Here is a 19,283-nt window from a genome sequence, read left to right on the forward strand (position 1 = left end):
CTTTCGTTCTATTTTATCTGAACGTAGTGTGTAGCAGACTATGAATATTATACTTATGTAAAAAAAGGCTAACAATTTAAGATTGTTAGCCTTAATCGCGCCTTTTAAAAAATAACTCAATATAACAAATGAATGATTCTTCAACTTACACTATATTCTCCTTTTATTACAAAAAACGAACCTCGAATTGTTCCAGCAAGTTTAGACTTCTGTCTAGCAAACTTAAACTTCTCTACTAACTCCGTTGGTATCTCCATTCCCTCAGAAAGCTTAAATCCAACGGCCCGCTTCTTTGGGTTATCCAACGTATACATGACGTTGACTGCAAGACCATCCTCATAGAAGACATAGGCAAATTTAATATTTTCCACTTGAAAACACGATGTTTCTAAAGGTTTTGCCGCAAACTCAATATCACGTTCTTCTTTCAAAATGCGGTTCACATAATCAAGAGTCTTCTCGCTTTCACTAGCTGGTACAACCGTAAATTCATGCTTGTATTTATTCATAAAGTAACGTGCTTCATGGGCACGTAAACCAGCAAGTGCTTCTGCTACAGGTGAAGACTCCATGCCAGCTGTAGTTACGTTTTTAAAATCAACGATATCGGACAATTCCATCTCTCCTTTTAATACTTTACTTCCTAACAACTGGAATCCATATTTCACCAAATACTAAGCCGTTTCGCTGCCCCATCTCAACTGTTGTATTTGGCCCACCAACATAGGCAAAATCTTTTTCTTCTGCTAATGCTTGACCAAATGCAATACCAGTAAGCTTATTACTTAGCTCCTCAGCTGTATTGCCTTCCCCTTTAACTACTAGGTATTCTCCCCTCGGAAACTGGATAACTCTAGATTCTTCTTGTATCGTTGCCTCTGTCATGACACCAGCGTAATACATCATCTTGTTATTCACCGCTTCACTCACAGAAAAAATGTAATCATTTGTAGCTAAAGCTTTTAAAGTGTCCAACCTTCCATCTTGTTCGACGGCCAGCCAAAAGTCTGCCTTTTCCTTGTTTATGCCCGCAAAGTCTGTATAGTGGCTCTTAAGTTCAGTTCCAATACCTAACACGATAAAGCTATCTTTTTCTTCTATTGTATAATTTTTCATATTTAAAACCTTCCTCACTTTTAAATTAATCAAGCGATTTATCTTTTCACTTGATGAGTTTATAATATCTTTAAATCATGTCAAAAAATGATACTGTTTAGGAGACCAACATGAAAAAAGTTGAACGGATTAATACGATCATGCGCTATATTAACAACCGCTCCCACTTTACAATTTCTGAAATCATACGAGAATTTAACATCTCACGATCGACAGCTATTAGAGACATTAGAGAAATTGAAGCCATGGGGATGCCGCTCGTCGCTGAAGTTGGCAGGGATGGAGGATATTTTGTCATGCATAACTCTATCCTGCCCGTTGTTCGCTTTACTGATAATGAGGTCAAAGCTCTTTTTATTGCCTTTATGGCCACAAGAAATCAACAACTTCCCTATCTAAAGAGTCGTCAGTCTTTAGCCGAAAAATTACTAGGACTCATCTCAGAAATCCAGCAGGATGACCTTGTTCTTTTAAATCAAATCTTGCTTTTTGAAGGGACTAACCCTCATAATCCTGACCTACTTGAGCTTTCTGACCTCCCCCATCCTATGTTAGAAAAACTCATCCAAATCCTTCTTTTGGATAGCCATTTATTGATTACCGTAAAAGAAGAGGAGGAAACCAAGTCTTATCCAATTTATCTACTACACCTTTATCAAGAAAAAAGCCATTGGATAATTGAAGGCTTTGACATAAAAGAAGAAAAAAAGAAGATGCTCCCTGTCGATCATCTCATCAATGTCGAACCCTATACGACGAAAAAGAGATTAAGTAAGAAAAAAATTTTAGAAAAACTAAGTAAGAAGGACGAGGCAATCAACCTTGTACTTGAACTTGGTCCAAAAGCGATTGCCCAGTTCAAAAAATACCATCCTATAAAAATTTCTATTTCCTATACTAATCCTTACCAATCCACAGCCATTCTAAAGACTTTTATCAATGTTAACAATCTCGATGAATTAACAGAAATAACAAATTGGCTACTTTTCCTAGGTAAAGATATCAAAATCAAGGAAGTGCCTGAAGAAGTGTTAGAAGGTTTAAAAGAGAGATTATGTTTATACTGCCCATAAGCAGTGACCAGTTAAACCCAAAATAATATTGAGTTTGACTAGATGCCAGTTACTTCTATTCAAATACCTAGTAAAAACATTTTATTTACTACCGCTACTTTAAACGCTCTTCTAAGAATAACGCCAACACAAAAAAGACATGAACTAATCTTTGTTCATGTCTTTTTATATTAGAGTTTAACCCTCATTAAATTACTTGTTTAAAATTCGAATGTGGATTTATCTTATCCATAATCTCTTTCATTCTTTATTCATATCCCACTATTTTAGCACTTGAACTAACAATAACGAATTAGAATAATGACTTAATACTTGCTAGGACAGTAAGTATACCTACAACAATGACAAACACATTGCTCATTTTTCCTCTGTATTTAGCTAGTACAGGTACTTTACGAATCGCATACATTGGTAATAGACATAAGATAGCAGCAACTAACGGACCGCTAAGGGAATCAATGATTCCAAGAATACTTGGATTTGCATAAGCAACATACCAGCATGTTAATACGACAAAAGAAAGAATCATTGTCTTAACTGTTTTTTCTTCGATAGCTTTTCCGCGTGTTTTTCCAAACTTGATAATTACGTCACGCATTACCTCATATGCCCCTATATAATGGCCAAGGAAAGACTTTGTAATAGCCACAAAAGCAATGATAGGAGCTGCAATAGTGATTACAGGCGAATTAAGCTCATTAGCAAGATATGAAAGGATCGATAAGTTCTGCTCTTTTGCCATTTTAAGATCCTCTGGAGTCAAACTCAATGTACTGCTCCAGACGAAGAACATAACAACCACGAATGTCATGATATAACAAACCTTTTGTATTTGTGCACATTTGGCATCAGTAGCTTCTATTCCATACGTAGCTCTCTGTTTCACAACGAATGATGAAATCATAGGTGAATGATTAAATGAGAATACGATGATTGGTAGTATCATCAATATCGTTCCAAAATATCCTGTTCCTGTTGAAGCAGTAGAAACACTTGAAAAACTAAGCATTGACGTATTCCACTGCGGGATCAAAGATATTGCGATAAAAAGTAAAGAAGCTATGAAAGGATACACTAGCATACTCATGATCTTTACAGTAATATCTTGACCAAAATTTAGTATAGCGATAAGACCAAGCACTAATACAAGCGATAAAATGGCCCTTGGAGGCTCCGGCATGTGCAATTGATGCACGATAAAACTACTTGCAGTATTTGTAAGCGCAACCGAATACATCAGTACGATTGTATAAATTGAGCCGAAATATACTATGTTAAAAATGATACTTGCCTTATTTCCGAAATACTCTCTAATTGTACCTGTAATCCCCTGATCAGCAGAATTAGAAGCGTATATCATTTTAGCAAGCGCCCTATGTGAGTAATACATAACAGGAAATGCAAGTATCGTAATTAACAGTAATGATAATAAACCACCTGAACCTGCATTAATAGGTAAAAAGAGTACTCCTGCTCCAATTGCTGTTCCAAAAAGGCTCAATGCCCAAGTAGTATCTTGTTTATGCCACTTTTTAGGATCTAGATAGTTCTCATTTTTCACTGCATTATTTTCAGCTTGAAATTCTATTTTTTTTGCAGTATTCCCATTCATATAATAAATCCCCCTTGTATCCTATTCTTACGTCTCTTTTTAGGCTTAAGAATATAGACCATTCTTAAAAAATGAACCGCTTACTAGATGCGCCATATTGTAAACGATTCCACCTAAAGCTGTCTCTCTTAATGTGCGAGGCATTTATCCTCCAACCCTATACTTCCATTGATGATATTGTTTACACCAGCTAATACGATGTCCGCTGCTACTAAACTATTTTGAAGAAATTCCCCTTCTGGTCACACACCTTTCTGTAATTAATCGTTTCAGTCTGTCCAATTTTAAAATGTTTGATATTTTCTTCGTAGGTAATCGGTTACCTCTCGACGCCCTCATTATAACGTTTATATTTGCGAGTCTAATATTTTTTTATTTTTAGAAAGACAGAATAAACAGAATTATGAATAGATAATAAATTACAATTGGTATGTAACAATTGTGTCTATTTTTTGAAGCTGTATTAGTTAATAGAAAAGCAAACATAATACAGAGTTCCTTTCGTTAACACATTGATTATATTAGGAACTCGTTATAAAGATACTTATATTTCCCTTTGCTTTCACATCTTATCTTTGACATGAAAGCTGTTGTAATAAATAATACACATTGATGTAAAGGAATAAATTTAGAAAACATAAAATTATTATCATGAATTTTTATTACAGATAACGAATCAATATTCATTTTTCAGAAAAGAAGAACTTTTTCAAAGGAGCCTACGCACCTTATATAATGGTTATCATGTTAAGCCTGTTAAAAGAATTACACCATAAGTTTCCATTTACTATATGTAATATTTATTAAGTGTAGTTTTTTCTAAATATGGATAATTACATATTCAGAAAAAGAGAGTATCCTTTCGAATTGTGTAGTAAAGATATAGCCCACCTACGGAAATAGGTGGGCTTTTCATGTATAAAAATTGCATTTATTATATGGCAATTAGAATTGAGGTCAAAATATTATCTCTTCCCTTTTAACTCTCTCAGTCTGCTTTTTCTCAACGTCTGAGCCTACTTACGTACCAACTGCATAACCAGTAAGAATACTAACAATTATAGCAATAACTAAGATTAATGTGATTTAAATCCATTTTCCCATATATATATTATTCCAGAAGATTTAGTTGCCATTGTGCACCGAACTGGTGGTGTTACCCTAACTGACGTTTAAATGCTTTGCCGGCGAAGAAGTAAGCGATAACCATAATGCCCACACACCAAGCAAGTGCAATCCAAATATCGTTGCCAACAGTCCCTTCATATAAGAGGGCACGAATCGCATTCACGATTGAAGTCACAGGCTGGTTTTCAGCGAACGCACGAACAATTTTTGGCATAGTTTCGGTAGGAACAAAGGCCGAACTAATAAAGGGCAGAAAAATTAGTGGGTACGAGTAGGCTGTCGCCCCTTCCATAGACTTCGCTGTCAACCCAGGAATGATAGCCAACCATGTCAGCGCCAGCGTAAACATCCCGAGTATTCCAGCTACCGCGAGCCAATCCAGAATATTAGCACTGGAACGGAAGCCCATTAAGAGCGCAACAAGGATAACCACCGCGATAGTAAGCACATTAGCAACAAGTGATGTTAATACGTGAGCCCATAATACCGACGAACGCTTGATAGGCATAGTAATGAAACGTGCCATCAGCCCGCTCTTTACATCCGTAAACAACCGTACGGAAGTGTAAGCGACACCGGATGCGATAGCCATCAGCAAGATTCCCGGCAATAAATAATTGACGTAGTTATCCGTTCCTGTCTTTATGGCGCCGCCAAATACGTAGACAAACAACAGCATCATCATAATCGGCGTAATCGCTACCGTAATAATTGTATCCGGACTGCGCATAATGTTGCGCATTAAACGCCCTAATAATACCCCTGTTTTGCTCTTCATTTACATCTCCTCCTTTTTGCCAATGATCGCAAGGAAAATTTCTTCCAATGTCGGCTGCTTCTCGATATACTCCACTTTTGTTGGCGGGAACATCTCTTTAAGTTCTGTAAGAGTACCAGTCGTAATAATTTTTCCGCCATGCAAGATAGCGATACGGTCCGCCAGTTGTTCGGCTTCCTCGAGGTACTGGGTCGTGAGCAAGATGGTTGTGCCGCCGCCGGCAAGTTCCTTGACGGTATCCCACACTTCAATCCGCGCTTCAGGGTCAAGCCCTGTCGTCGGTTCATCGAGAAAAATGACTGCTGGCGCCCCAATCAAACTCATCGCGATGTCAAGCCGGCGCTTCATCCCACCTGAATACTGGTCTGCCCTCTGGTTGGCTGCATCAGTCAGGCTAAATCTTGCAAGCAAATTATCAGCGACTTGAGCAGGACTAGAAACTCCACGCAAATTGGCAATCATTATCAAGTTTTCTCTCCCCGTGAGCATTCCGTCTAAAGCTGCAAACTGCCCTGTCAGACTGATACTTTGACGAACATGATCCGGTTGACGCTGAACGTCAAAACCACAAATACCTACTTCGCCGCCATCTTGCTTCATCAGCGTCGAGAGGATATTGACTATCGTCGTCTTGCCCGCTCCATTTGAGCCCAGCAGTGCGAAAATGGAGCCACGCTGCACTTCAAAATCTACCCCTTTTAACACTTCCTTATCTTTAAAGGATTTTTTTAATCCTTTTACAGAAATCGCTGTATTGGTCATGCTTTTTTCCTCCTTAAAAAATGTTTTGTAAAGATAGACTGCCTACACCCTCTATTTAGTATTACTGATAATCTGTATTACTTAGTACTGATTTAAAAATATAACTGAATAGCAATGGCGTCAATTCACATTTGTAACCAGCTAATCAGTCGGTATTACCTGTTGCATTTATTTTTTTCTCAATTGCTTCATGATACTTTCATTCAAATCTTCACGATACTTGGAAACATAAGTTTTAGCGTTTGCCACTAGTTCGTCAGCAAAGGATGCCACGTCCTCCCCAGTGATTTCTAGCACTTGTCTGCCTTCCGCCGCACCGGCTTCAAACAAATCGATTAGTTCATACTGTATGTGTAGCATATCCATCCCGTTACCAGCTGAGAAATTCCACATGTAGTTTTGAATTTTCTTAAACACAAACTGATAGTCCTCTGGCAGAGCTCCAACACGTGCCATCATCATTTTGTACTCTTTTTTATCACCAATTAATTTTTTGAACATTTCCAACATATTATTTTTCCTCCTTTTTTATAAAGCAGAACAAGAAACTCCCAAAATATCGGCCGAATATTTAATCTTATGAGGCTAGTTTGACTTCAAGACGTTAATTTTTGATGATACAAAATCCCATTTTCTCCAAAATGATTCAAGCTCCTGACGGCCATCCTCATTTAGTGAATAAAACTTGCGAGGCGGCCCCATGTCTGACGGTTTCTTTTCAATATTCACAAGTTTTTTCTTCTCTAATCGCACAAGGATGGTATAGACCGTTCCTTCCACGACTTCAGTAAACCCAAGCTCATTAAGGTGGCGGGTAATCTCATAGCCATAAGTTTCACGGCGGCTAATGATTTCCAGAACACATCCTTCCAGCGAACCTTTCAACATTTCAGTTAAATTTTCCATATTCTGATCCTCCTTTACCCCCTATTCTGTCTGACTTATATTCAGTATCACAGAGTACTAAGGCTAATTTTTACTGAATAGCTTTTGAGAAACCTCACTATTCAGTATTACTTATTACAACTACATTGTATGACTAAGTAGATGTAATGTCAACTCGATTTTTAAATTTTTTCTTAAATCCGCTTTTGCCTATTGGATACTGAATATATTTTTAAAAACTACGCTATTCAGTATTACTCATTACCACTACATTGTATGACTATGTAGATGGAATGTCAACTCGATTTTTAAATTTTTTCTTAAATCCGCTATTATCTATTGGATACTGCCTATTTTCTTCTTAAGAAATCTCACCACATACCTATCCAGCTAAGAAAAGGAAATACCCAAAACAAAAATTCCGCATTTTTATTTTGGGCGTTATAATATTCCGAAGTTAATGAATGTAGATAGCTCTCCTTATTAAAAAGACGGATCATTCTTTTGTTCTTCTACTAATGCACCTGTGCATCTAATACATGAGCTTGCGAATACATACAAACTCTTTATAAAGTCAACTCTACATATAGGACATCCTTTTTGTTACGATAACATCATATTCATGTCTTCTGCTGCGGTTGTAATTAGTTTTAAACCGAATGTCTCTTGTAATACATCAAGCACGCCAGGTGAAATAAATTCAGGCGCCTTTGGACCAATGCGAATATCTTGAATACCAAGGCTAAATAGCCCAAGTAAAATAGCAACCGCTTTTTGTTCAAACCATGATAAGACAATACTTACTGGCAATTCATTCACTTCACATTGGAAAGCATCTGCTAAAGCGGCCGCTATTTTCACTGTAGAAATTGAATTATTGCATTGTCCTAAATCAATGTAACGCGGAATCTCCGTACCAGGTACAACACCATAACTCACATCATTAAAGCGGAATTTCCCGCAAGAAGTTGTTAAAATAACCGTTTCTGGCGGAAGCGACGTTGCTAATTCACGATAATATTCTCCGCCTTTTCCCGGAGCATCACAACCTGCGATGACAAAGAAACGCTTAATCTTTCCTTCTTTTACTGCATTAATAATTTCCGGAGCTAATGATAATACTGTATTATGATGAAACCCTGTTACTAACTGCTCATCCGACTCCATATGTACTTCTGGAAGTTCAAGCGCTTTTTGAATCAATGGTGCAAAATCATCATTTTCAATTTTTTGTACACCCTCTAAACCTGCAATATCATATGAAAAGAATCGATCAGAGTATGATCCTTTAATTGGCATAACACAGTTCGTTGTAGCTAATATGGCACCTGTAAATTTTTCGAAAAGGCGTCGTTGATCATACCATGCCTTACCGATGTTTCCTTTTAAATGTTTATATTTTTTCAGTTGTGGATATCCGTGTGCTGGTAGCATTTCAGAATGCGTATAAATATTAATTTCTTTTCCTTCTGTTTGCTTTAATAACTCTTCTAATGCAAATAAATTATGACCAGTAACTACAATTGCCTTACCTTCTACATGGTTCTGCGTAATTTGAACAGGCTCCGGAACACCAAAGTGATTCGTATGTGCCTCATCTAATAACTCCATTACTCGTAAAGCCGATTTCCCTACTTTCATAGCCATATCAATATGTTCTTGTTCATTAAAGTTAGAATTTGTTAATGTCATATATAGCGCTTCTTGAGTTGTAGCATCTACAAATGCATCTGTATACCCTAGCTGCGCAGCATGCGTACGATAAGCCGCTATTCCTTTTAATCCGAACACAATCGTATCTTGTAAACTTGCAATTGTTTCATTCTTACCACAAACACCCATCACTTTACATCCGCCTGTTGGCGTTTGTTCACATTGATAACAAAACATATCATCCCACCCTCTCCCAATCATTCGTTACAAATTAAGCATAATACCCATTGAGAAAAAGGGATGTGATATCAATCACAATAATATATATAAATTTGTGACAGTTCATATTGCTGACATAATATTTTTATTGACATCAAAAAAACATACAGAAAAATGGACAACTTTGTTGATGCTTTCAAATAGCTAGATAATTGATTTAGAGAACTATTAGCAACTAATAAGCATACAAAAACGCTATTCTATCATTCAACAGAAAGAATAGCGTTTTTTCATTTTGAAGAACTATCAATTTTTTGATTAAAGATTTTATAGGAAACCTCTTTATTTACAATACATTTACACCATCTTAACATTTTTTACATTATTTATATGATATATTTATATAGAAACTACTTAAGAAATTTCATGTACATTGTTATCTTTATGATCTCTTATTTAATTGATAAGAGGTCATGTTATATTTTTATAACAGGGGTGAATTAGGATGACTGAAACTTTAAAGACACTTATAATGCTTGATGTTACTTACGTTGTTATAGCAATTATGACGGTACTGGTATTTGTATATTTAGAATTAAAATCTCAGTAACTTATGCAGGCGTAATCAATAGCTTCGGCATTTCAATATAGTTAAAAGAAAAAGAGGAGGAAATAGTTTTCTCCTCTCTTTTGTATTCCAAAAATTTCTTAAATCTACAATTCGCTTCATTATTACTTTATTTCTTGTTTCTTATTTCAACAAATTCAGTGTATGTAAAAGCAATCCTTTATCACCTACATCACCATGACCAGGTACTACGGAATTCGTATTTCCATATCGGTTCAATACATTCTCAATCGATATCGACCATTCATTTACATATGCATCAGCAACATTCCCTAAATCTTTAGCTTCCGCAGATTTCACTAAACAGCCTCCAGCTAAAATGTTGTATTGCGGTAACCATACGACAATATTATCTTCTGTATGCCCTTTCCCTGGATAGAACGTTTCTACTTTTATATTTCCAAACTTCATATTCGTAATTGTTTGTAAGTCTCCAAGTGGCTCTTCATATCCATTTTTCTTTGCTAGTTCCGCAGTTAATGCTGTACTATGCGCTTTAATGCCTCTTTCTTTCAACGTTTTTATCCCGCCAATTCGATCAGCATGCGCATGTGTAATAATAACATCCGTTACGCGCTTCTGAAATTTCTTTTCTACCATCTCTATTAGTTCCTTCGTTAACTTATCATCCCAAGAAGAATCGACAAGCACTAACCCTTTAGAAGTGTTAAGAACTAGACCGTTCGAAGGAACTGCTACTCCATTAAAATAACCTAACTCAGTATGAACCCATACATTTTTGTTTAACTGAGAAATTGAAATAGTTCCTGTCTCATTCTTTATTACTTTTTTCTCTAGCTTTTGTTCCGCTTTCACAGAAGAAATTGTGCTAACAAATTGAATTGTTCCTAGTAAACTAACACATACCCCTACTTTTAATAATGTATTCTTTTTCATTTTCTCCACCCTTTCTTTCAAACTAAATAGTTATTACCTATATTAGACAATTCGTCTCAAATGTTTGTTCCATCTTTTTTTACATATTTTTCATACCATTAATAAAAAGCGCACAAAATTTTGTGCGCTTTTTAACCTTCCTTTTACCATTCACGTTTTTTATTAATCATCATTTTTTCTTCAAACGCCTTCTCTAAATCAATTTCTAACTTGTTTGCTAAATCACATACATTCCAAATTACATCAAACATTTCTAAACCAATCTCTCTTTTCGAATCTTGTATTTTATCACGCTTTAATATAACTTCCGCTAATTCACCTAATTCCGCCATCGCATACATCGTACGCTCTTCAATTGTTGTATCTTGAAATCCTTTTTCTTTACTGAAACTCGATACATATTGCTGGAATTCCGAAATATTCATATGTAATCTCCCTTCATCGTAAATATCTCATTTTTAATAAACTTAAAATCAAAAATGTATTTTGTTAAATTATAACATTCATAATATAATTTATTTATAGCCCTTTAACGGAGGTGTTCTCAATGACTCTCTTCGCTTCGCCATCATTATTCATACTAGCCATCATTTCATTTGCACTAGCTTATTTCATCGGAGTAAAACAATACACTTGGCTCTTATCAGGATTCAATGAACGCCGTGTACCTGACAAAGTGAAGTTATCAAAAATAGTTGGTCTTTATAATTTAATTGCTGGTGTTATTGCCACAATTGGCAGTGTCTTCATTACTCCTAATGTTAAAATTATATTTCCCATCATTATTATTGGCCACGTTATAATCGCTGCTTATGTAAATACACGTATGGTTCAGTAAAAAAAGACCATCCAATTGGATGATCTTTTTTATAACTTATCAACATATTGCTTCGCTTCTAACAATGAAAATCCAAAAGCCTCTCTTACTCTCTTAATTGCTGTAACTGTTTTTCCTTCTTCCACAAGCTGGCGTAATTCTTTATTAATTTCAGGTTCTCTATCTACAATTCCCATTTCTTTCGAAATTAATTGTAATCTATCTTCCATCCTCTTTAAACGCGTATCTGTTTTCTTTTCGATTTTATTTAATTTTTCAGCGAGATACATAAATCCAAAGGCCGCTATCGGTATGACAATCCAAAATTCCAAGACTGTTCCTCCTCACTAGCATTGTTTTATTTAAGTAATTTATGTAAATTTTACCACATGACACGTTTAATGTATAATAGTAATATACAACATTGTTGATAAAGTGAAACTTTAATCAGTGGGGGTTTTGTTCGTCCCCCACTGATTATTAGTCTTCACCAATCGGGTGTTTACGGGCAGCCCGACTCCCACCTAACTTCTTTGCCCCAGTCGAATTTTGAGGTGGGAGTTTTACTGCCCGTTAATGCGGGATAAAACCTTTTATTTTAGGGGACACTTTATGAAGAGATTTTTTAAGACGTTACTACAATTTGTAGTTCTTTCAATTGCACTACATTTGTTATTTGATATAGTTGGTTGGCTTGTTTTCAATGCACCAATTAAAAACAAACAAATCTTTATTTCCTTTATAACAGCCTCATGGCTTATGTACATGTACAGAGATAAATTTTTTAAAGCATTTACTTCGAATTAACTTAAACTAAGAAAACACTTCATCGATAAAAGATGAAGTGTTTTCCTTTTCTCTCTATTTACTACTGTATAATAAAGTTAATATTCTGTTTTTAAAAGAAAGGAGTCACTATGAACTTAAAAAGTAACAATATATATGAGAAAATGAACCAATATTCTGTTGCAGGGTTAAGCTTTGCCGTTATACGTGACGGTAAACTTGATGAAGCTACTGCTTTCGGAACACTTGAATCTGGAACAACTAGAACTGTCACTACGGATTCCATATTCAATTCTTGTTCTATTAGCAAATTCATCACTTCAATGCTTGTACTAACGTTATCAGATCAAGGAATCGTATATTTAGATGAAGACGTAAATGATAAACTCACATCTTGGAACATCCCTACCAATCTATTTACTTCACAGAAAAAAGTCACGCTGCGAAACTTATTAAGTCACCAATCTGGAATCATTGATCCTCCCAATAGTTTTGAACATTATAAGCTAGTGCAAGGAATACCTAAAATCCCTAAGCTCCTTGCTGGTAAAACATTATATTGCCCAGTACCTATAGAAGTAACTTATGCACCAGAAAGCCAATTCCACTACTCTGACGCAAATTTTTGTATTATCGAACTACTACTTGAAAATATAACTGGAAAACGATTCAACCTTTTACTTGAAGAATATATCTTTCAACCACTTCAACTGAAGAATAGTACGGTATTCCCTACTGAAGATATAAATAAATTAGATACATTTGCTTGTGGACATAATAAAGATGGCACCGTTACAAATGAGAAGTATCCATTTTATCCATTCGCAGCTGCTTCAGGCATTTGGACAACACCAACTGACTTATCAACTTTAATTATTGAAATCATTCAGTCCTTACAGGGAAATAGCAAACTGGAACTTTCTCAAAAAACAGTACAAGATATGATTTCTCCTCAAGGATGCACCAAATGGACTGGGTTAGGTGTTTTTCTAGAGTATTCTAATGAAGACTTACAAATTCATTCACTTGGCTGGGGTGTTGGATTTCAATGTATGATGGTATGTAATCCATACCGAGGTAATGGCGCTGTTATTATAACGAACTCGGATTTAGGTGTTCATCAAAAGGATGGGATTATTGGTGAGATTTTAAAAATGTTATCCTTATAATTAACGAAGTAAAACAAAGAAAGAAGCTGATTCTCCCAGCTTCTTTCTTTATATAACATTTTTCACCACAATTTTAATATGTTCTGGTGCGATAATTTCAGTTATACTTTCTTGGAAATCTTCATGCAGCAGTTCTTCAATATGCTCTAACTGCACTTCGACATGTGTGCATTCTAAATTATGTATGTTTAATAGTGCATAATGATCTTTCTTCTTAATTACTAAATATTGATTTTCTTCTGTTATGAGTACAGAACCTAATCGTATTCCTAGTAGACGTTGATCATCAAACTTCACAATTTTTTCCCCTTTCCAACTACGAATGTAATTACTATACAAAAAACCTAATTTAAGGAAAAGAATCTTATATAGACTATATCATAATTTACTAAAATATAAATATCATATTTTCTTTCAATAGAAATCCCCGTTTTTTTATATATTTCGATACAAAAAACTTTCTCAACAAAAAATTATAATTTTCAGTTTTTTATTTCATGAAAATCTATTATACTAAAGCTAATAAACGTTTGAAATGTTTGACCTCTCCTAATTCATGTACATATGGATGATCAGTAGCTGTTGCTACTGATCTATTTTTTGATTTCAGAAAGCAAATACACCGCATCCTTTCCTACACCACAAATAAGCGCAGAACCCCTTTGAGATTGCCACGGCAGTCCAATATAATACAATCCTCTTACTGGACTCATTCCCTTTGTATGATTAGGCAATCCATTCATATTCACTGCCTTTTCTATTTCAATCCATTTATAATCTTGAACAAAACCAGTGGACCATATAATACTTTGTGCACTATACGTGCCACCATTCTGAAACATAATATTATTTCCTGATGCACTTACCACTTTTCCCTGTAGTTTTATTGCTCCACTACGAATAAGTTCCTTACCTTCAAAACCAAAAATGGGATCCTTTCGCTTCTGAAACCACCTTCCTCTCTTTGTATGTATTTCGGCATACAATAAACCCATTTTTTCTAACCAATTAAAAATGCTTTTTCTAAAAAGATATAACGGTAAAAAGGTTAACGGATGACTTATAGCCATTGTAACTTCATGAGTTTTTGCAAGTTCTACTGCTATTTGCATGCCTGAATTCCCACCACCTACTACAAGTACTTTTCCCTTTGGAATTTGTAATGGTGATTTATATTGTGATGAATGTATTTGAAAAATATGTGATGAAAGATGTTGTGAAAATGAGGGGATGAATGGTTGCTGAAAACCACCTGATGCGATAATAACTTTTTTCGATTGTAAAATTTCTGTAGGAGTGTGTAATTCAAATATTTCTTTCTCTTTTCTTATTTTTAAAACTTGAGTCTGTAATTGTACCGGCAATTGAAAATACCTTGCATATTCTTCTAAATAAATTGCAATTTCATCTTTACATGGAAATCCACTCCCTTCTCCTTTTAATATCATACCTGGTAAACTACTATATTCCCTTGGTGTGAAGAGCTGCAAAGAATCATAGCGGTCTCTCCAAGAATCGCCAATTCGGTTTCCCGCCTCAAGTAATAAGAAACTATATCCTTCCTGCTTCAAGTAGTATCCCATTGTTAATCCAGCTTGACCAGCTCCAACGATAATTATATCTTTCATTCCAATTCCTCCTTCTCACAAACACATGAATACATGTTCATATGTTCATACGTTTCCATAATCATAACATTTTATTTTTTTATAATTCAATATCTATCCAAAATAAAAAAGAGCAGTTCACTATAAAGTAAACTCCCCTTAATATGTATCATCTCGTTACTCATTAATATTTCAATTGTCCCCAAAGGATCTAACGGCCCATACACACTATCACCTAAATTTATTATCATTTCGAATATCTTTTAATACCGCCTTTAAAGCGTGACTATTCCCATTAATATCTGAAATCATCGCTATTTTTCTCTTCATTGTAACCCCTACTTTGATAAATTATTTATAACACCTCAATTTCTAAACCCTTTCCTCATAAAATGTAATTCTATTTGAGAACGGATCAATCACAGTTAATTCAATTGTATCCCAAGGTGTTCTCTCTATATCAGGTTTTGAATACGCATAATCTTTACTTGATAAAATAGCATAATAACTTTTTAAATCCTCTATTTTCACACGAATTTCACCGCCTGGTGAAGCATCCCCATGATGTTCAGATAGATGTATTACAGTATCATTTAACGAAATTTGCATATATAATGGCATATTTTCCTCATACCGATGTTCCCAATCCAGTTTAAACCCTAAAAAATTCAAGTAAAATAACTGAGCCTTTTCAATATCAAAAATTCTAAATATAGGTGTAATCATTTATAATACCCTCCTATTTATAAACATCCGCCGCCAATTCCCGCAAAACATCTACATTCATCACTTCAAAGCAACCATTATTTTTCTTTATAATTTCTTTATCACAAAAAACATTTAATGTACGTAATAAATGCCGATAACTCGTCCCTAACAATTCAGCTATTTCCGTTAAATTCCCACTAAACACAATTCTATTTCCGTGCTGAACCGCCCGTTCCCCTGCTGCTAACATGTAACTCGCAAGTCGATTTTCAAGTGGATACAGTAAATTAATTGTACTATTTTTTGAAAGTCGATTTAATTTATGGGCTAAAGAACCGCAAATACATCTTAAAAATTTCGCATCATGAAATAATTGGTTTCTCACTTTCCCTAAAGGTAGCCCAACACAATATGAGTCTGCCATAACTTGTACGTTTGAATTGATTCTTTGAGAGTGAATTAACTCTACATCTCCTAGCAACTGCAAACTGTCATAAAAACATAATAATACAGATTTCCCGTTACTTAATGTGTTAAACGCTTTCGCTTTTCCTTCAACAAAGAAATATAAATAATCTATCTCTTCGTTTTCTCTGCAAATGAACTCATTCTTTTTAAAAAATATAAGTTCCATATATGGTTTCATATCACTACTAAAAAATGAATCAATATTATTTTGTTTCATATACTCTGCTAATTTATTAGAATTACATACTTTCTTCATAGTCCCCCACCTTTACAACTCATCCCAATTGTAAACAAAATTTTCTTCTTTCACTATGACATATGTCATAGTAATACACAATTTCAGCATGATACAGTCATTACAAATATGAAATATAAAAAGGGGATATTACATTGTATAACTTTCTTTCTGTCTTTATTGGTGTCCTTATTGCCATTATGCTCCCATTGAATGGGATTTTATCTGAAATAAGCGGTAATTATACAGCGAGTGTTGTCATTCATCTTGTCGGTTTAATAGCAGTTATTTTCGTTTTAATCCTTAACAAAAATAAAATCCATTTTGATAAAGGTATTCCACTTTTTTTATATAGCGCTGGGGCAATTGGAGTATTCACTGTTCTTTTTAATAATATAAGTTTCTCTGCTCTTGGTGCCTCTATTACGATTGCATTAAGCTTACTTGGTCAATCCATCGCTTCCATAGTTATTGATCATTTTGGTTTATTAGGAATGAAAGTTTCGAAGTTTGATAAGAAAAAATTAATTGGATTATTATTCATCTCTTCTGGAATTATAGTCATGACAATTTATTAATGGAGGCAAGAAAATGTTATATATTTGTATCGCTATTTTAGCTGGTGTTTCTATCGTTGTTGCTAGAATTATTAACGCGAATTTAGCAAAGGAAATTGGAAATTGGGAAGGCACATTTTTCAATTATATTACTGGATTATTTTTCTCCATGTTATTTTTAATTTTCAGTTCAGATTCGTTGTATATTTCTAGTCATACGTTACAATCCATACCTATCGCTGTATACTTAGGCGGATTAGTAGGCGTTATCGTCATCTCATTATCAAACTATATTACTCCTAAAATATCAGCATTTTATTTAACATTACTCATCTTTATCGGACAATTGTTTACGGGGACTATCATCGATTTCTTCCTGTCACACGAACTATCAACCGGAAAAATTATCGGTGGAATTCTCGTATTAATAGGGCTCACTTACAATTTACTCGTTGATCGCCCTATAAAAACCGTGAAGCATAACCACGTTCAACTATAATACTTTACGCTTACCTATCATATATTAATAGAAAAGCTCTTCACATGAAGCCATAGAGAGGAGAATACCCTATTAAGAAAATCATTTTATTGATAGGTAGCGCATTGATTGTTTTTGGAACCGTATGGTTTTTAAACTCTGGAAAATCTATTCAAGATCTCTATACAGCAAGTAAACCAAAGAAGAAAGCTACTATTATTTCAACTCAAAGAGACCCAAATGCACCTCCTGTTTTTTTAGGAAAGCAGGAAATAAAAGATATACATGTAGAGTCGCTTAAGACAAAAAAATCTATCTTCCTTACAAAAACAGATGAATTAAAAACATTCATTAACAGTATGGATACAGCAAAAAAAGGCGATTTAACGCTAGATGAAGAAGGTTCTGATTTAGTAGATTGTAATATGTGGATTACTTTCCAAGATGGAACTTATAAACAATATTTAATTTGGATAGTAGATAACAACAGTAGTGAAGTTATGATTGCCCATCAAAACACTCCTGATGACGTAGACCTTACTTATTATCAATTAAATGAAGGTAATTCAAAAAAAGTATATAACTTATTTAAAAAGGTTATTTAATAGAAAAAGTCATGAGCTACTAGGCCCATGACTTTTTCTATTTATATATATTCAGGGAACACTTTACAACTCTTTTCCTGCTCTATATCATGTCCAAAGAAAACAATTGGGTTCTCTTTCCTAACAACTTCTTTTAAACGTTTAATTGAAGATAAAGCTAATTCCGAATCAAATCCAGCGAACGGCACTTCATCTTCAAAATTTTCTTTCGTATAAGATGCATCAATCGTTAATAACACAGGACCGGATTTTTCTGTCTCAATTAATAGCGACTGATGCCCCGGAGTATGTCCTGGTGTATACAATAATTGAACTCCTGGTACGACTTCATAATCCCCTTCAATGATCTTGTATTTCAAATTCGGCAATATACATTCTTTCATATATTCTTCACTATATTGTGCCGCCTCGTATTCAGCACGCTGCACAATAATCGGTGTATTTGTAAAAGCACCATTTCCTCCTGCATGATCAAAATGTAAGTGAGAACTAATAATATACAGAAGGTCTTCCGGTTCATATCCAACGCGTTTTAAAATATTTACGATTCTATCTTCTTCAGTCATTTTTGGTAAAATCTGTCCTTCAACAAATGTACCGTTAAAAAGATCTTCGTTATTAACCGCACTTTCTGGCATACCTGTATCTACTAAAATAGGCCCCTCTTCTGTCTCCAATAAATAGCACCATACAGGTAAGTTCAATAAATCCCCCGGTGTGAGCGTACTATTAACAGACGAATGATCCAACATACAACGACCTGCTGGGACGAAATAAAGCTTCTTTACTGTCATTATGTATCCACCTTTACAAATAATTTAAGATAAAACAATACTATATTTCGCTTATGAGAAATAAACTCCTTCTCACCTTTCATTATTTCAACTATTATCTTTTCAATTGTTCACAACTTTTCATTCCAAATCCAGTGATACTGGAAAGCCTATGCAGAAATCCAATCCTCCTTTAAGTATATAAGATAAAAGTATCACTTTTTCTTATAATAACACTTCCATTCTCTGAAAACAGAATATATTTTATATTTTCAGAGAATGAATTAAGTCGTCGAAACCAAGACGTTAAAACGAATTTTGGACATAAA

23 protein-coding genes and 1 pseudogene are annotated in these 19,283 nt (G+C 34.6%); 7 read left to right on the forward strand and 17 right to left on the reverse strand.

The window, feature by feature from the left end:
- Positions 1 to 140 precede the first annotated feature (140 nt).
- Both NSQ69_RS16810 and NSQ69_RS16815 read right to left on the reverse strand, forming a co-directional pair.
- Positions 141 to 650 carry a hypothetical protein gene (locus tag NSQ69_RS16810; protein WP_002185291.1) on the reverse strand — a complete coding sequence of 170 codons (510 nt, stop codon included), beginning with the start codon at positions 648 to 650 and terminating at the stop codon, positions 141 to 143.
- A complete protein-coding gene (locus NSQ69_RS16815; RefSeq protein WP_002167907.1) occupies positions 637 to 1,116 on the reverse strand; it encodes a GyrI-like domain-containing protein in 480 nt (159 codons plus the stop codon). Before NSQ69_RS16815 ends, NSQ69_RS16810 begins: the two co-directional genes overlap by 14 nt.
- Positions 1,117 to 1,226: 110 nt before the next feature.
- Here NSQ69_RS16815 and NSQ69_RS16820 point away from each other — a divergent pair, with 110 nt between their 5' ends.
- Entirely contained in the window at positions 1,227 to 2,189 is a 963-nt protein-coding gene (locus NSQ69_RS16820; RefSeq protein ID WP_088291558.1) for a helix-turn-helix transcriptional regulator, read from the forward strand.
- Between the two features lie 292 nt (positions 2,190 to 2,481).
- Here NSQ69_RS16820 and NSQ69_RS16825 read toward each other — a convergent pair whose 3' ends face one another.
- The 8 genes from NSQ69_RS16825 to NSQ69_RS16860 all read right to left on the reverse strand — a co-directional run bounded on the left by NSQ69_RS16825 (position 2,482) and on the right by NSQ69_RS16860 (position 11,176).
- Positions 2,482 to 3,801: an aromatic amino acid transport family protein gene (locus NSQ69_RS16825; RefSeq protein ID WP_002128366.1), complete on the reverse strand. Its 1,320-nt coding sequence runs from the start codon at positions 3,799 to 3,801 to the stop codon at positions 2,482 to 2,484.
- 1,156 nt (positions 3,802 to 4,957) lie between these two features.
- Positions 4,958 to 5,707, reverse strand: coding sequence for an ABC transporter permease (locus tag NSQ69_RS16830; RefSeq protein WP_002128369.1), 750 nt, complete (start codon positions 5,705 to 5,707; stop codon positions 4,958 to 4,960).
- Entirely contained in the window at positions 5,708 to 6,469 is a 762-nt protein-coding gene (locus tag NSQ69_RS16835) for an ABC transporter ATP-binding protein (RefSeq protein WP_002128370.1), read from the reverse strand.
- A 168-nt stretch (positions 6,470 to 6,637) separates the two neighbouring features.
- Positions 6,638 to 6,979 (reverse strand): DUF1048 domain-containing protein, encoded by a 342-nt coding sequence (locus NSQ69_RS16840; protein ID WP_002014108.1) that lies wholly within the window; start codon positions 6,977 to 6,979, stop codon positions 6,638 to 6,640.
- Between the two features lie 75 nt (positions 6,980 to 7,054).
- The gene (locus NSQ69_RS16845) at positions 7,055 to 7,375 is read right to left on the reverse strand and encodes a PadR family transcriptional regulator (RefSeq protein WP_002165337.1); all 321 of its coding nucleotides are present in this window, start codon (positions 7,373 to 7,375) and stop codon (positions 7,055 to 7,057) included.
- A gap of 582 nt (positions 7,376 to 7,957) precedes the next feature.
- Positions 7,958 to 9,244, reverse strand: coding sequence for a hydroxylamine reductase (gene hcp, locus NSQ69_RS16850; RefSeq protein ID WP_002137545.1), 1,287 nt, complete (start codon positions 9,242 to 9,244; stop codon positions 7,958 to 7,960).
- A 733-nt stretch (positions 9,245 to 9,977) separates the two neighbouring features.
- Positions 9,978 to 10,751 carry a BcII family subclass B1 metallo-beta-lactamase gene (bla2, locus tag NSQ69_RS16855; RefSeq protein WP_088290941.1) on the reverse strand — a complete coding sequence of 258 codons (774 nt, stop codon included), beginning with the start codon at positions 10,749 to 10,751 and terminating at the stop codon, positions 9,978 to 9,980.
- A 143-nt stretch (positions 10,752 to 10,894) separates the two neighbouring features.
- Entirely contained in the window at positions 10,895 to 11,176 is a 282-nt protein-coding gene (locus NSQ69_RS16860) for a MazG nucleotide pyrophosphohydrolase domain-containing protein (RefSeq protein WP_012261329.1), read from the reverse strand.
- Between the two features lie 122 nt (positions 11,177 to 11,298).
- Between NSQ69_RS16860 and NSQ69_RS16865 the strand changes: the two genes are divergently transcribed.
- The gene (locus tag NSQ69_RS16865; RefSeq protein WP_002190266.1) at positions 11,299 to 11,589 is read left to right on the forward strand and encodes a DUF3784 domain-containing protein; all 291 of its coding nucleotides are present in this window, start codon (positions 11,299 to 11,301) and stop codon (positions 11,587 to 11,589) included.
- Positions 11,590 to 11,618: 29 nt separating this feature from the next.
- On the opposite strand, the gene NSQ69_RS16870 is transcribed toward NSQ69_RS16865, so the two are convergent.
- The gene (locus NSQ69_RS16870) at positions 11,619 to 11,900 is read right to left on the reverse strand and encodes a hypothetical protein (protein ID WP_002128376.1); all 282 of its coding nucleotides are present in this window, start codon (positions 11,898 to 11,900) and stop codon (positions 11,619 to 11,621) included.
- 280 nt (positions 11,901 to 12,180) lie between these two features.
- On the opposite strand from NSQ69_RS16870, the gene NSQ69_RS16875 reads away from it, so the two are divergent.
- Together NSQ69_RS16875 and NSQ69_RS16880 are read left to right on the forward strand one after the other, a co-directional pair.
- On the forward strand, positions 12,181 to 12,375 hold the full coding sequence (locus NSQ69_RS16875) for a hypothetical protein (RefSeq protein WP_002087600.1): 195 nt from the start codon (positions 12,181 to 12,183) through the stop codon (positions 12,373 to 12,375).
- Positions 12,376 to 12,485: 110 nt separating this feature from the next.
- Complete coding sequence (locus NSQ69_RS16880) at positions 12,486 to 13,523, forward strand: serine hydrolase domain-containing protein (RefSeq protein ID WP_002185284.1); 1,038 nt, start codon at positions 12,486 to 12,488, stop codon at positions 13,521 to 13,523.
- A gap of 48 nt (positions 13,524 to 13,571) precedes the next feature.
- Here the strand turns inward: NSQ69_RS16880 and NSQ69_RS16885 are convergent, their stop codons facing one another.
- From NSQ69_RS16885 to yeiL, 5 genes and pseudogenes are all read right to left on the reverse strand, one after another.
- Positions 13,572 to 13,820 carry a hypothetical protein gene (locus tag NSQ69_RS16885; RefSeq protein WP_002087603.1) on the reverse strand — a complete coding sequence of 83 codons (249 nt, stop codon included), beginning with the start codon at positions 13,818 to 13,820 and terminating at the stop codon, positions 13,572 to 13,574.
- A 296-nt stretch (positions 13,821 to 14,116) separates the two neighbouring features.
- Entirely contained in the window at positions 14,117 to 15,151 is a 1,035-nt protein-coding gene (locus NSQ69_RS16890; protein WP_002128378.1) for a flavin-containing monooxygenase, read from the reverse strand.
- A 131-nt stretch (positions 15,152 to 15,282) separates the two neighbouring features.
- A pseudogene (locus tag NSQ69_RS16895) lies at positions 15,283 to 15,460 on the reverse strand (metallophosphoesterase family protein); the annotation flags it as partial.
- A gap of 42 nt (positions 15,461 to 15,502) precedes the next feature.
- Positions 15,503 to 15,856, reverse strand: coding sequence for a glyoxalase superfamily protein (locus NSQ69_RS16900; RefSeq protein WP_341099520.1), 354 nt, complete (start codon positions 15,854 to 15,856; stop codon positions 15,503 to 15,505).
- A gap of 13 nt (positions 15,857 to 15,869) precedes the next feature.
- Positions 15,870 to 16,562 (reverse strand): transcriptional regulator YeiL, encoded by a 693-nt coding sequence (gene yeiL, locus NSQ69_RS16905; RefSeq protein WP_002033401.1) that lies wholly within the window; start codon positions 16,560 to 16,562, stop codon positions 15,870 to 15,872.
- Positions 16,563 to 16,696: 134 nt separating this feature from the next.
- Between yeiL and NSQ69_RS16910 the strand changes: the two genes are divergently transcribed.
- The 3 genes from NSQ69_RS16910 (at position 16,697) to NSQ69_RS16920 (ending at position 18,181) form a co-directional block, all read left to right on the forward strand.
- On the forward strand, positions 16,697 to 17,119 hold the full coding sequence (locus NSQ69_RS16910; protein ID WP_341099522.1) for a DMT family transporter: 423 nt from the start codon (positions 16,697 to 16,699) through the stop codon (positions 17,117 to 17,119).
- A 13-nt stretch (positions 17,120 to 17,132) separates the two neighbouring features.
- Positions 17,133 to 17,597, forward strand: a complete 465-nt coding sequence (locus NSQ69_RS16915; protein ID WP_002014128.1) for a DMT family transporter — start codon at positions 17,133 to 17,135, stop codon at positions 17,595 to 17,597.
- A 104-nt stretch (positions 17,598 to 17,701) separates the two neighbouring features.
- A complete protein-coding gene (locus tag NSQ69_RS16920; protein ID WP_002128384.1) occupies positions 17,702 to 18,181 on the forward strand; it encodes a hypothetical protein in 480 nt (159 codons plus the stop codon).
- Positions 18,182 to 18,222: 41 nt separating this feature from the next.
- Here NSQ69_RS16920 and aiiA read toward each other — a convergent pair whose 3' ends face one another.
- Positions 18,223 to 18,975 carry a quorum-quenching N-acyl homoserine lactonase AiiA gene (aiiA, locus tag NSQ69_RS16925; protein WP_002167900.1) on the reverse strand — a complete coding sequence of 251 codons (753 nt, stop codon included), beginning with the start codon at positions 18,973 to 18,975 and terminating at the stop codon, positions 18,223 to 18,225.
- Between the last annotated feature and the right edge of the window lie 308 nt (positions 18,976 to 19,283).

Origin of the sequence: Bacillus sp. FSL R10-2201, assembly GCF_038008665.1 — a bacterium.
GTDB classification, from domain to species: domain Bacteria; phylum Bacillota; class Bacilli; order Bacillales; family Bacillaceae_G; genus Bacillus_A; species Bacillus_A mycoides.